At 74.2% G+C, this 14,237-nt stretch carries 4 protein-coding genes; all 4 read right to left on the bottom strand.

Translation table 11 applies throughout. The features are described from left to right. Positions 1-23: 23 nt before the first annotated feature. Complete coding sequence (locus AC0693_RS21480; protein ID WP_478802611.1) at positions 24-10,592, bottom strand: amino acid adenylation domain-containing protein; 10,569 nt, start codon at positions 10,590-10,592, stop codon at positions 24-26. Between the two features lie 67 nt (positions 10,593-10,659). Next, on the bottom strand, positions 10,660-12,024 hold the full coding sequence (locus tag AC0693_RS21475; protein WP_478802574.1) for a serine hydrolase domain-containing protein: 1,365 nt from the start codon (positions 12,022-12,024) through the stop codon (positions 10,660-10,662). Between the two features lie 129 nt (positions 12,025-12,153). Then, positions 12,154-13,533 (bottom strand): sensor histidine kinase, encoded by a 1,380-nt coding sequence (locus AC0693_RS21470; protein ID WP_478802573.1) that lies wholly within the window; start codon positions 13,531-13,533, stop codon positions 12,154-12,156. A 21-nt stretch (positions 13,534-13,554) separates the two neighbouring features. Beyond that, on the bottom strand, positions 13,555-14,226 hold the full coding sequence (locus tag AC0693_RS21465) for a response regulator transcription factor (RefSeq protein WP_356405630.1): 672 nt from the start codon (positions 14,224-14,226) through the stop codon (positions 13,555-13,557). Positions 14,227-14,237: the final 11 nt, after the last annotated feature.

Below are 14,237 nucleotides of genomic sequence, written 5' to 3'. Positions count from 1 at the left end.
ACGAGGTGGGGGGCTGAGGGCCGTCAGGGGGTTTCGGCGGCGCCGGGCACGTCGGCCGTGGTGGACGCGTCCGGCGTGTCCGCCGCGTCCGCCGTCCCGGCCGCGGCCTCCAGCTCGGCGAGGATGATCTCCTCCACGGCCCGGGCGGTCTCGGCGACGGTCGGCCGGTCGAAGAGGGACCGGGGCGAGAGGTCGGTGCCGAACATCTCGTTGATCCGGGAGGCCGTCCGCAGGGCGAGCAGCGAATCGCCGCCCAGCGCGAAGAAGTTGTCGTGCACGCCGACCCGCTCCACCCCGAGCAGTTCCTCCCAGGCCTCCACCAGCACCTCTTCGGTGACGCCGGCCGGGGCTTCGTACGCCGTCGCGCCCGTCAGGCGCCGCTCCGCTTCCGGTGCGGGCAGAGCCGCGCGGTCGACCTTGCCGTTCGCGGTCAGCGGCAGGGCGGCCAGCCGGGTGAAGGCGGCCGGGAGCATGTGCGGGGGCAGCGAGGCGGCCAGGTGGGCGCGCAGCTCGTCGGCGTCGGGGGCGGGCGCTCCCGCGGCGGGCACCACGTGGGCGACCAGGACCGTACGGCCGGATCCGGACCCGGCGCCGTCCCCGCCGTCGGTGTGCGCGACGACGGCCGCGTCCCCCACCGCCGGGTGGGCCACGAGCGCGGCTTCGATCTCGCCGGTTTCCACGCGGAACCCGCGGATCTTGACCTGGCCGTCGCTGCGGCCGAGGAACTCCAGGGTGCCGTCGGGCCGCCAGGCCACCAGGTCGCCGGAGCGGTACATCCGCTCCCCCGGGGCGCCGTAGGGGTCGGCCACGAACCGCTCGGCGCTCAGGCCCGGCCGTCCGAGGTAGCCGCGGGCCAGTCCGGCACCCGCGATGTACAGCTCGCCGGGAACCCCCGGGGCCGCGGGCTCCAGGGCCCCGGTCAGGACGTACACCCGGGTGTTGGCCAGCGGGGCGCCCAGCGGGACCGCGCCGTCGCCGAGGGCGCCGCGCAGGTCGTGCGTGGTGGTGAAGGTGGTGGCCTCGGTGGGCCCGTAGCCGTTGGTCAGGCGCAGCCCGGGGTGGGCGTCCAGCACGCGGGCGCAGTGGTCCGGGGAGAGCCGGTCGCCGCCCGCGATGAGCTGGCGCAGTCCGCTGAAGGCGCCGATCGCGTCGTCGGCGACCTGGTGGAACAGGCCGGCGGTGAGCCAGAGGTGGGTGACCTCGTGGTCCTTGACGAACCGGCCGAGTCCGGCGGCGGTGGGCAGTTCGGCGGGGTGGACGGCCAGGCGCGCCCCGCCGAGGAGGGCCGCCCACACCTCGAAGGTGGAGGCGTCGAAGGACAGCGAGGCGAACTGCGCGACGGTGTCGCCCGGGCCGATGTCCGTGTACGCCGCCTCGTGCACCAGGCGTACGACGGCCCGGTGGCTGGTCAGGACGCCCTTGGGGGTGCCGGTGGAGCCCGAGGTGTAGAGGACGTAGGCGAGGCCGTCGGGGGCGGTGGTGACGGCGGGGGCGGTCGCGGGGCGCTCCGCGATCCGCGCCGCGTCGGCGTCCAGGTCGACCAGTACGGCGCCGGGGGCGTCCGGGAGCCGCTCGCGCAGCGCGGCGTCGCTGACCAGCAGCCGGACTCCGGCGTCGCCGATCATGTGGGCGAGCCGGCCGGCCGGGTACCCGGGGTCGAGCGGCAGGTAGGCGGCGCCCGCCTTGAGGACCGCGAGGAGCGCGGTGACGGCCTCCGGTCCGCGCTCCAGGCACAGGCCGACGAGCTGCTCCGGGCCGGCGCCGAGGGCGACCAGGTGGTGGGCGAGCCGATTGGCGCGCTCGTCCAGTGCGGCGTACGTCAGTTCCCGGCCCTCGTAGCTGAGCGCGACGGCGTCGGGGTGCAGGGCGGCCCGGGCGGCGAAGAGTTCGTGCAGGGTGGCGTCCGGGAGCGGGCGGGCGGTGTCGTTCCAGGACCGCAGCGTCAGCTCGGCCTCGGCGTCGGTGAGCATCGTCAGGGCTGCGACCTGCTGGTCCGGGCCACTGGCGGCGATCGAGGCCAGCAGGGCGTCGAGGTGGCCGCAGAGGCGGGCCGCGGCCTCGTCGTCGTACAGTCCGGCGTCGTAGGCCAGGGTGTAGGTCAGTTCGTCGCCCGCGTAGGCGATCAGGTTGAGCGGGAAGTTCGTGGCCTCGGTGCCCTCCAGGCCGTGCAGGCGCAGCCCGTGGGCGGCGGCGGCCCGCTCGTCGACCGGGTAGTTCTCGAAGACGACCAGGCTCTCGAAGAGGCTGGTGCCGCCCTCGACGCCGCTCCAGCCCTGGATCTGCGGCAGCGGTACGTACTCGTACTGGCGGGCCTCCACCTGGGCGCGCTGCACCGCGGCCAGCCAGTCGCCGACCGGGGCGTCCTCGTCGATCCGTACCCGCACCGGCAGGGTGTTGATCAGCATGCCGACCATGGAGTCGGCGCCCGGCAGTTCGGTGGGGCGGCCGGAGACGGTCGCGCCGAAGACGACGTCCCGCTCCCCCGCGTGCCGGCCCAGCAGCAGCGACCAGGCGCCCTGGAGCACGGTGTTGACGGTGATGCGGTGGCTGCGGGCGAAGTCGGCCAGCTCCCGCGAGAGCTGCGGCGACAGGCGCCGCACGGTCCGGCCGGCGGCTCCGGCCCGGTGGCCGCTCGCGCCGCCGCGGACGCCGGGCAGCGCGGTCGGCGCCTTGACGCCGGCGAGCAGGTCCCGCCAGTACGCCTCGGCCTCGGCGAGGTCCTGGCGCTCCAGCCAGTCGACGTAGGCGGAGAAGGGGCGGCGGGCCGGCAGGACGGGCGTCTCGCCGGCGGCCAGAGCGGCGTAGGCGGTGTACGTCTGGCCGAGGACGTCGAAGGTGGACCAGCCGTCGAGCAGGATGTGGTGGAAGGAGCAGACGAGCCGCACGGTGCTGTCGGAGAGCCGGATCAGGGCGAGCCGCATCAGCGGGGCGGTGCTCAGGTCCAGCGGCCGGGCGCGGTCCTCGGCGAGGAACGCGCGCAGGGCGCCGCGCTGCTGCTCCGCGGTGAGCGTGCGCCAGTCGAGGTGGGTGACGGGCAGTTCGGCGCGGCGGCCGACGACCATCAGGGGGCGCTCGGTGCCCTGCCAGACGAGCGAGGAGCGCAGCACCTCGGTGTGGTCGGCGACGCTCTGCCAGGCGGCGGCGAGCAGGTGCGGGTCGCGCACCCCGTCGAGGGCGAAGGTCAGCTGCTCGAAGTAGGCGCCGGAGCCCGGTTCGGAGAGGGTGTGGAAGAGCATGCCCGCCTGCATCGGCGTCAGCGGGTGGATGTCCTCGGTCTCCTTCGCTGCGCTGCCGTGTCCCGCGATCCGGTCGACGCCGGCCTGGTCCAGGGCGGCGAGCGGGAAGTCGGCGGGGGTGGCGCCGCCGCTGTCCGGGAGCAGGCAGTGGGCGACCAGGTCGCGCAGGGCCGCGAGGAAGGCGTCCGCGAGGCGCTGGACGGCCTCGGTGGGGTGCGCGGCGGGCGCGTGGATCCAGTCGACGCGCAGTTCTCCGTCGGTGACGGCGGCGACGATGTCGATGAGGTGCGGGCGGGGCTGGTCGGGGGCCTGGTCGGCGCCGAGGGCGGCGAGGCGGCCGCGGACCAGGCCGCTGCGGCTGGTGGTGCCGTCCCACTGGCCGAGGTAGTTGAAGCTGACCTCGGGGTGCGGGGCGGTGCGCAGGGCGTGGCCCGGGGTGCCGGGCGCGGAGAGGAAGCGCAGGGCCCCGTAGCCGAGGCCGCGGCCGGGGATGGCGCGCAGCTCTTCCTTGAGGTGCTTGAGGGCGGGGCCCCAGTCGCCCGCGGGGACGTCCAGGGTGACGGGGTGGATGGTGGTGAACCAGCCGACCGTGCGGGCGAGGTCGATGTCCTCGAACAGTTCCTCGCGGCCGTGGCCTTCGAGGGCGATGGTGACGGGATCGCCCGCCCAGTCGCCCAGCACCCGGCCCAGCGCCGTCAGCAGGACGTCGTTGATCTGCGTGCGGTAGGCGGCGGGCACCCGCTGGAGGAGCGCCTCGGTGTCCGCGCGGCCGAGGGTGACGGAGGCGGTGGCCGCCGTCCCGAAGGTGTTCGGGGCGGCCGGGTCCGCGCCGGCCGGCCGGGGCAGGGGGCGGGTGGCCGCGGCGACCCGCTGCCAGTGGCCGGCCTCGTGGTCGAGGGCGCCCGTACGGACGTGCTCGGCGAGGCGCTCGGACCACTGGCCGTAGCTGCTGGACTTGGCGCCGAGGTCGGGCGTGCGCCCTTCGGCGAGCTGGGCGTAGGCGGTGGCGAGGTCTTCGAGGACGACGCGCCAGGACACCCCGTCCATGACCAGGTGGTGCACGGTGAGGAACAGGCGCGGCGGGCGGGCCGCGCCGAGCCGCAGGAACACGCCCTTGACGAGGGCGCCGCCCGCGAGGTCGAGGGAGCGCTGCGCGCCCGCCGCGGCTTCGTGCAGGGCCGCTTCGCGCTCCGCGTCACCGAGGGCGGACAGGTCGCGCACGGAGAAGAGCCCGGCCGCGCGGTCCGCCGGGTCGGCGTATTCCTGGATCCACGCGCCACCGTCACGGGTGAAGCGCATGCGCAGGGCGTCGTGGTGGCCGACGACCGCGCCGAGGGCGCGCTCCAGCAGCGCCGTGTCGGTGTCGGGAGCCAGCTCGACCTGGACGGACATGCCGTAGTGGTCGGTGTTCACGGTGTGCTCCGCGAAGAACCACCGCTGGATCGGCGTGAGTTCGGCGCGGCCCGACGCCTCGGCCGGTGCGGCGGCGGCCGCGTTCTCGTCGACCGTGGTGACCGCTCCGGCGAGGGCGGCGATGCTCTGGTGGACGAAGAGCAGCTTGGAGGTGAGCAGCAGGCCGGCCTGGCGGGCCCGGGAAACCACCTGGATGGAGAGGATCGAATCCCCGCCGAGGTCGAAGAAGTTGTCGTGGATCCCGACCCGTTCGACACCGAGTACGTCGGCCCAGACCGCGGCCAGGGTCTCCTCGGTGGCGTCGCGGGGCGGGGTGTGGGCGGTGTCGGTCCCCGCGGTCTGCGGCTGGGGCGCGGGCAGGGCGCGGCGGTCGACCTTGCCGCTGGGGGTGAGCGGGAACCGGTCCAGGGTGACGAACTGTGCGGGCACCATGTAGTCGGGCAGGGACCCGGCGAGGTGGGAGCGCAGTTCCCCGGTGCTGGGGGCGCCGCCGGGGCCGCCGTCGGCGGCGGAGCGGGCGACGAGGTAGGCGACGAGGCGCTTGCGGCCGCGCTCGTCCTCGTGGACCACGACGACGGCGTCGCGGACGGCGGTGTGCCGGCCGAGCGCGTTCTCGATCTCGCCGAGTTCGATGCGGAAGCCGCGCAGCTTGACCTGGTCGTCGGCGCGTCCGAGGTATTCGAGGGCCCCGTCGGCGCGCAGCCGGGCCACGTCGCCCGAGCGGTACATGCGCGATCCGGGCTCCCCGTAGGGGTCGGCGGTGAACCGCTCGGCGGTCAGCGAGGGCCGGCCGTGGTAGCCGCGGGCCAGGTGCGGGCCCGCGAGGTACAGCTCGCCGGGCACCCCGACGGGGACGGGCTGGAGCGCGGCGTCCAGGAGCCGGACCGCGGTGTTGGGCAGGGGGCTGCCGATGGGCGGGACCGCCCCGCCCGTCAGCGGCAGGCTCATCGCGGCGACGACGGTGGACTCGGTGGGGCCGTACGCGTTGATCATCCGGCGGCCGGGCGCCCAGCGGGCGACCAGGTCGCCGGTGCTGGCCTCGCCGCCGACGACCAGGGTGCGCAGCTCCTCCAGGCCCTCGGGGACGAGGGTGGCGACGGCGGAGGGGGCGAGCAGGGTGTGGGTGATCCGGCGTTCGCGCAGGAAGGCCTGGAGGGCCTCGCCGACGATCGGGCCGTGCGGGGGCAGCACCAGGGTGGCGCCCGCGGGCAGGGCCATCAGGACCTCCATGACGGCGCCGTCGAAGGAGGAGGAGGCGAACTGCAGGACGCGGCTGTCCTCGGTGACCCGCAGCCGGTCGATCTCGGCGGAGGCGAGGTTGCCGATGCCCGCGTGCGGGACGAGGACGCCCTTGGGGGTACCGGTCGAGCCGGAGGTGTAGATCACGTACGCCAGGTCCGCGGGGTGCAGCACGACGTCGGGGGCGCTCGCCGGGAGCGCGTCGATCAGGGCGCGGTCGGCGGTGAGGTCCACGATGCGGGCGTCCGTGGGCGGCAGTGCGGCCAGCGGGCCGGTCTGGGTGACGACGATCGCGGCGCCTGAGTCGGCCAGCATGAAGGCGAGCCGGTCGGCCGGGTAACCGGGATCCAGCGGCAGGTAGGCGGCGCCCGCCTTCATGATGCCGAGGAGGCCGACGACCAGGTCGGCGCCGCGCTCCACGCACAGGCCGACGATCGAGCCGGGTCCCGCGCCGTGGGCGACGAGGTGGTGGGCGAGCCGGTTGGCGGCCTCGTCCAGCGCCCGGTAGGTGAGGGTGGTGCGGGTGTCCTCGACGGCGATCGCGTCGGGGCGCCGGCGCGCCCGGGCCTCGACCAGCTGCGGGAAGGTCCCGGTCAGCGGCTCGGTGCGGGGGCCGTTCCAGTCCCGTACGACCTGCCCGAACTCCTCGTCGCCGAGCATCGCGAGGGCGCCCAGCGGCTGGTCGGGAGCGGTCGCGGCGGACAGCATCAGGGTGGAGAGGTGGCCGGCGAAACGGGCGATCGAGGCCTCGTCGAAGAGGGCGGTGCTGTAGCCGACCCGGGCGGTGAGGGCCCCGTCGGTCTCGAAGAACTCGACGGTGAGGTCGAAGGGGGCGGCCTCGCGGTCCACCGGGTAGGCGGTGGCGCTCACGCCGGGCAGGCCGAGGTCTTCGGCGGGCGCGTTCTGGAGCACCACCATGGCCTGGACGAGCGGGGTCCGGCTGGTGTCGCGGTCGGTGCGCACGGCCTCGACGAGGCGCTCGAAGGGCACGTCCTCGTGGGCGAAGGCCTCCAGGACGGTCTCCTTGACCTGGCCGAGGAGCTGCCCGAAGTTCATGTCCGGCTCGACCCGGGAGCGCAGGACGACGGTGTTGACCAGGAAGCCGATCAGCTGGTCCAGGTCGGCCTGGGCGCGGCCCGAGGTGGCGGTGCCGACCGCGATGTCCTGCTGCCCCGAGTAGCGGGCGAAGACGGTCTTGACGGCGGCGGTGAGCACCATGAAGAGGGTGGCGCCCTGCTCCTGCGCGAGGTGGCGCAAGGAGGCGGTGGTGTCGGCGGGGACGGAGAAGGAGTACACGGCTCCGGCGGAGGAGCGGACGGCCGGTCGCGGGCGGTCGGTGGGCAGTTCCAGCGGGGCGATGCCGTCGAGGCGTTCGCGCCACCAGCCGAGCTGCCGCTCCAGCAGGCCGCCGTCTTCGAGGCGGCCGCGCTGCCAGGCCGCGAAGTCCGGGTACTGGACGGGTACGTCGGCCAGCGCGGCCGGGCGGCCCTCGGTGCGGGCGGCGTACAGCTCGCCCAGTTCGCGGGTGACGACGCCCATGGACCAGCCGTCGGTGACGATGTGGTGCATCCCGAGGACGCAGACGTGCTCGTCGGCGGCCAGCCGGACCAGCAGGACGCGGACCAGCGGGCCGGTCTTGAGGTCGTAGGCGCGGGCGGTCTCGGCGCGCACCAGCTCGCGCAGCCGCTCCTCGCGCTGGGCGGCGGGGACGTCGGTGAGGTCGGCGGTGCGCCACTGCGGGGCCGCCTCGGGCGCGTCGGGAGCGTGCACGACCTGGACGCCGCGGCCGCCGACGACGCCGAAGGTGGTGCGCAGCGCTTCGTGGCGGGCGGTGAGGTCGGTGGTGGCCGCGCGCAGGGCGGCGGCGTCCAGGGAGCCGGTCAGCCGCAGGCCCATCGCGGTGTGGTATTCGCCGCTGCCCGGGTCGAAGTCCTCCAGGAACCAGAGGCGTTGCTGGCCGAAGGACATCGGGAGCACGCCGTCGCGGGAGACGACGGGGATGGCCGTGTCCTGGACGCTCTCCTCGGGGGCCACCGAGGCGGCGAGGGCGGCGATGGTGGGGGTGTCGAAGAGGATGCGCGGGGACAGCTTGACGCCGAGGGCGCGGCGCATCCGGGCGACGGCCTGCACCGAGAGGATGGAGTTGCCGCCGAGGGCGAAGAAGTCCTCGTGGATGCCGACGCGTTCGAGGCCCAGCACCTCGGACCAGACGCCCGCGAGGGTTTCCTCGACGGCGTTGCGCGGGGCGCCCGCGGCCGCTTCGGCCTCGCCGGCCGTTTCGGCGTCCGGGGCGCTCTCGCGGACGGAGCCGGGCTCCGGCAGGGCCTTGCGGTCGACCTTGCCGTTCGGGGTGAGCGGCAGGTCGTCGAGGACCACGATCACCGAGGGGATCATGTGCTCGGGCAGGTCGGCGGCGAGGTGGGTGCGCAGCGCGACGGCGGTGGGGCGGCGTCCGGCGGCGGCCGAGACGTAGGCCAGCAGGTTGGTGTTGTGGGTGAGGACCACGGCCTGCGCGACATCGGGGTGGAGCGCCAGGGCGCTTTCGATCTCGCCGAGTTCGATGCGGAAGCCGCGCACCTTGACCTGGTCGTCGGCGCGTCCCAGGTATTCGAGGGTGCCGTCGCTCTGCCAGCGGGCGATGTCGCCGGAGCGGTACATGCGCTCGCCGGGGGCGCCGAACGGATGGGCGATGAAACGTTCCGCCGTGAGCCCGGGGCGGCCGTGGTAGCCGCGCGCCAGGCCGATGCCCGCGATGTACAGCTCGCCGCGCACCCCGGCCGGGACCGGGTGCAGGGCCTCGTCCAGGATGTAGATCCGGAAGTTCGCGATGGGTGCGCCGATCGGCGGTACGGCCGCGCCGCCCAGCGGGGCGCTCATGGTCGCGCAGACCGTGCTCTCCGTCGGGCCGTAGGCGTTGATCATCCGGCGGCCGGCGGACCACCGGGACACCAGGTCGCCGGTACTGGCCTCGCCGGCCACGATGAGCGTGGCCTCCGGGGGCAGGCCGCGGCCCTCGGGCAGCACGGCGACGGTGGCCGGGGTGAGGGTGGCGTGGGTGACCCCGTGTTCGGCGGCGTAGGCGGCCAGGGGCTCCCCCGGCGCCAGCGTCTCCTTGCGGCCCATGACCAGGGCCGCGCCGTTCAGGAGGCCCATGCAGACCTCCCAGAACGCCGCGTCGAAGCTGGTGGAGGCGAACTGCAGGACCCGGCTGTGCGGGGTGACCTCGAAGGCCTCGGCCTGTACGGCGGCCAGGTTGCCGATGCCCGCGTGGGAGACCAGCACGCCCTTGGGGCGGCCGGTGGACCCGGAGGTGTAGATGACGTAGGCCAGGTCCTCGGGGGCGAGTGCGACCTCGGGGGCGGTGGCCGGGCGGGCGTCGATCGCGGCGCGGTCGTCGGTCAGGTCCACCAGGACGGCGTCGGTGGCGGGGAGCGCGGCGCGCAGGGCGCGTTCCGTCAGCACGATCCGTGCGCCGGAGTCCTGGAGCATGTAGGCGAGGCGTTCGGCCGGATAGGCCGGGTCGAGCGGGAGGTAGGCGGCGCCCGCCTTCATGATGCCGAGCAGGCCGGCCGCCATGGCGGCGCCGCGCTCGACGCAGAGACCGATCAACTGGCCGCGCTCCGCGCCGAGTTCGATCAGGTGGTGGGCGATCCGGTTGGCCCGCTCGTCCAGTTCGCGGTAGCCGACCGCCCCCTGCTCGTCGATGACGGCGGTCGCGTCGGGGCGGGCGGCCGCGTGGGCGGCGTACAGCTCGGGGAAGGTGGCGAGCGGCACGTCGCGGGCGGTGTCGTTCCACTCCCGGACCACCTGCTCGAACTCCTCGGCGGTGAGCATCGGGAGCGCGGACAGCGGGCGGGCCGGGTCCGCGGCCGCCGCGCCGAGCAGCACTCCGAGGTGGCCGGCGATGCGGGCGGCGGTGGACTCGTCGAAGAGGGCGGTGCTGTAGCGGATCCGGAGCAGCGCCGCCGCCGGGTCCGTCTCGAAGGACAGGTCGAGCGGGTCGAACTCCTTTAGTTCCCGCGGCAGTTCACTCGGTACGGCGACCACGGCCTGCACGAAGGGGGTGATGCCCGTATCGCTGTGCGGGGCCAGGGTGCGGGCCAGTTCGTCGAGGGGTACGCCGTCGTGGGCGAGGGCGTCGGCCAGGCGCGCGGTGGTCTCGGCGAGCAGCTCCGCGAACGGGGCGGAGGCGTCGACCGTGACGCGCAGGACGACCGTGTGGCCGGTGCGCGGGGAGGGCACGCCGAGGGCGATGTCCTCCTGACCGGAGTGGCGCGCCAGGACCGCGATGGCGGCGGCGGCCAGGACCGCGGTGGCGTCCGGGCCTGCCGTCGCCGCGGCGGCGGGAGCGGGGAGCGCGCATTCCACGGTCGCGGTGCGGGGCTTGCGGATGACCGGGCGCGGCCGGTCGGCGGGCAGTTCGAGGGGGGCTATGCCCTCCAGCCTGTCCCGCCAGAACTCCACCTGGCGGGGCAGGTCCCGGTTGTCCGACGCGTCGGCGCGAGCCACGTTGTACCTCCAGAAGGGGTGGTTCCGGGCATGGGGATGCCGGGGCGGGCAGCCCGGAAACCGGTGAGGGTGCGGTGAGGGTGAAGCGAAGAAGGGGGGCCGCGGGGGCGGAGCCGCGCCGCGGCGAGCAGGAAGAGCGGAAGTTGGGGGGTAGCGGGGGGCGGAAGAGCGGGGGCGGCCCGGCCGGGCGGTCAGGTCCCGGCCGGGCCGCCGCTCGGGGAGCGGCGGCGCACGGGGCGGCGCCGGAGCAGCGGGCCGGCTGCTAGCGGACCGCCACGCGGCGGGCGGACCGTCCGCCCAGCTGCATCAGGACGGCCTCGCCGGTGGCCGGGTCGAGGACGAACCGGCCGGTGTAGGGCGCCTCGTCGGCGTCGGCGCGGCGGGCGGTGAAGACCAGGCCGTCGTGCAGGGTCAGGTCGGCGACCAGGCCGGTCCCGTCGGAGAGCCGCAGCCCCGGACAGTCCGCGTCGTGCGCGCCGCGGCCGACGTCGCCCCGGGTACGGACGGTGAAGTACGTGTCGCCGTTGCGGAATTGACCGAGCAGGGCGCTCGTGTCCGCGCCGGGCGGCGCCTGCGGGGGCAGGGACGGCCGGTAGTCGCCGACCGGAATGCCGCGCGAGTGGAGCAGGTCCACCACATCGGCCCACATCCGCGTCCCGGTGGTGGAGTTGGTGGTCAGGGCGACGGCGGTGCCGCTCGCCGGGTGGAACCGCAGGTGCGCGGTGCCGCCGTCGACGGTGCCGTCGTGCCCCAGCCAGTCGCCTTCGGGCGAGGCGTAGTGGGCCAGGCCCGCACCCCACCCGTCGGCCATCCCGAAGGCGTCGGCCGCGGCGACCCGTACGCCCGCTCCGGCGAACCCGTCCGCACCCGCCACGACGGCGGACGCGGGGTGGCTGCCGAGGTGGAGCCGGGCCAGGGCGATCAGGTCGTCGGCGCTCCCGGCGAGTCCCGCGGCCGGCGCCCAGCTGGGCGGCACGTACAGGTCCGCGGGGCGCGCCACGCGCTCGCCGGGGCGCACGGTGTGACAGTCGGCCAGGGTGCGGCCGGGCGCCGCCGGGCCGTGCAGGAACAGCGGGTCGATGGCGAGCGGGCGCAGCAGGAGCCGTTCCGTCGCCTGCCGCCACGTCATATCGGTGACGGCTTCGATGACGCGGCCCAGAATGTTGTATCCGGAATTCGAATAGGAAAAGTGGCCGCCGGGTGCGTGCAGCGACCGGGTGGTCGCCATGTCCGCCGCATAGCGGGCCAGGGAGGCGTCTTCCGCCCGGTCCGGCTCGTGGTCGGCGATCAGGCCGGCGGTGTGACTGAGCAGATTCCGCAGGGTGACGGAAGATATCGCCTCGTCCGTCGCCGCGTCGAACTCCGCCAGGTACTCCCCGACGCAATCGTCGAGTTCGAGATCCCCGTCGGACTCCAGTCGGGCCACCACCGTGGCGGTGAAGGCCTTGGTGACGGATCCGTAGGCGAACGCCGTGGCGGTGGTGACCGCTTCCGGGCCGCCGGCACGGACGACTCCGGTGGCCGCGGACAGGTTCCGCCCCGCCCGGTGAATGGTCAGCTGCGCGCCGGGAACGGTGTGGTCGTGCGCGAGTTCCCGCAGCCGCTCCGCCGTGTGGTGCGCTTCCACGTCTCTCCCCCATCCCTCCGGTAGGTGCGGCTACCCGCACCCCGGATGGTGCGGCTACCCGTACCCCCACATCCTCGGCCACCCGGTCAAGGAAGGGCAAGGAGTTTCGATGTGAGGCAAAGTCGCAGGTCAGACCTTGTTCATCGACCAGGGGAGGATGGCGCGCACCGTGGTGGGGCCGCCCTGCGGACTGGCGACATCGAGCCGTCCGCCCAGGGCGGCCGCCCGGTCCTCCAGGCCGCGCAGGCCCGTTCCGGCGGTACCGGCGGCGCCGCCGACGCCGTCGTCCGTCACCGAGACCACGAGGTGGTCCTCGTCCTGCTCCAGCCGGACGTCGATGGCGGAGGCCTTCGCGTGCTTGACCGTATTGGCCAGGCATTCCACGATGATGTAATAGGCCGCCGACTCCACATTGACGTCCGGCCTGCTTTCCAGTCGGCCGGACACCGAGACCGGTACGTGGAATTTCTCGGTCAGCGCGATCACGGCCGCGTCCAGACCGCGGTCGCTGAGAATGGGCGGCTGGATTCCGCGGACCAGGTCCCTTATCTCGTCGAGCGCCCTGCGGACTTCTTCCCGGGTTTCCTCGATCAGCGCGGTGAGGTATTCGGCGTCACCACTCCGGCGCTGTTTCGCATACGAAAGGGTCATCAGCAGCATGGCCAGCCTGGCCTGCGCGCCGTCGTGCAGATCGCGTTCCAGGCGGCGGTAATCGGCGTCGTTGACCCGCAGCGCGGCGATGCGCTGGCGTTCCGCGGCGGCTTCCCGGCGCTGCGCCTCGGCCTCGTCGATGCGACTGAGGATGCGGCGCACCATGCGGGCGCGCAGCCGGCCCATGCCGAACAGCAGCCCGATGAGGACGGCGAAGACGAGTACGGAGCCCAGGGCGACCAGGATCCGGGTGCCGGGGCCGTCCACCAGGATCGTGTTGCCGGGGCCGAAGGCGAGCTGCTCGGTCGGGCCGACGGGCAGCGCCACGAGGAAGGAGACCACCGGGATCGCCAGCGCGGCCAGCGGGATCAGCCACACCGTGCCGAGCAGGAGCAGACCGAGGTAGCCGATGTCGTCCCAGCTCGCCTCCGAGGACTGGCGCTGCTCCTCGCGCAGGGCGTTCGCACGGTGCGGCGGCTCGCCGGGCGCCGGGCGGTCCACGGCGACCGAGTGGGCGAGCAGCCGTTCCAGGTCGGCGACGGCGCGCAGCATCGGGAGGCTGAAGGAGAAGCCGTCGCGCAGGACGGCCATCCTGGCCGGCACCTCCCGCAGCGCCTCGCACAACGGGCTGTCGCGGGACGGCCGGTCGGCGGGAACCCGGCCCGCCCAGCGGGCGAGGGCGGCCGCGCCGCGCGCGCAGAGGATCACCGCGCGCGGCAGGCCGACGAGCGGCAGCCAGGAGACGCCGCGCAGCACCAGGGAGACGACGACGAGGGGGGCCAGCAGGAGGCCGACCAGGCTGCCGACGGAAAGGTAGATGAGGCCGGCCGCGACGCGGTAGGGAGTCGGCAATTTCACGGAACTACGAACCACTACATTTCACTCGGTGATGTCCTGCAGCCGTTCGATGCCCCGCAGGTAATCGAGGACCGCGAGTACCCTGCGGTGGTTCTCCCCGGTATTGGGGATCTGCAGTTTTCCGAGGATCGCGGTGACGTGCTTTTCCACGGCCCGTTCGGAGATGCCGAGGCGGTTGACGATTCCGCCATTGGTGAGGCCGGTCGCCATGAGTTCGAGGACCTGGCGTTCACGGGGCGTCAGTAGATCCGTGGCCCGCTTCTCCCGCGGACTGCCGACGAACTGTTTGAAGATGTCGGAGTCCAGGACGGTCTCGCCGGCGCGGACCCGTTGCAGCGCGGAGAGGAACTCGTCGAAGTCGCCCACCCGCTGCTTGAGCAGGTACCCCGTCCCACCTCGGGCGTTGCGGACGAGTTCCTCGGCGTAGGTGTGCTCCACGTACTGGGACAGGAGCAGGACCGCGGTCCCCTCGCAGGAGCGCTGGATCTCGATGGCCGCCCGGATTCCCTCGTCGGTGTGGGTGGGCGGCATCCGGACGTCCAGGATCACCACGTGCGGCCGGGTGGTGCGCACCACGTCGAGCACATTCGTGGTGTCACCCATGGAAGCGACGACGTCAATTCCTTCGTCGGCCAGCAGCCTCGTTATTCCCGCTCGCAAGAGCGCGGAATCCTCGGCGATCGCGACGCGCATGGAAACTCCTG

Source organism: Streptomyces sp. NPDC043876 (assembly GCF_056435825.1).
The sequence above is the reverse complement of the archived record's forward strand: the minus strand, read 5'-3'. Positions and strand labels throughout refer to the sequence as shown.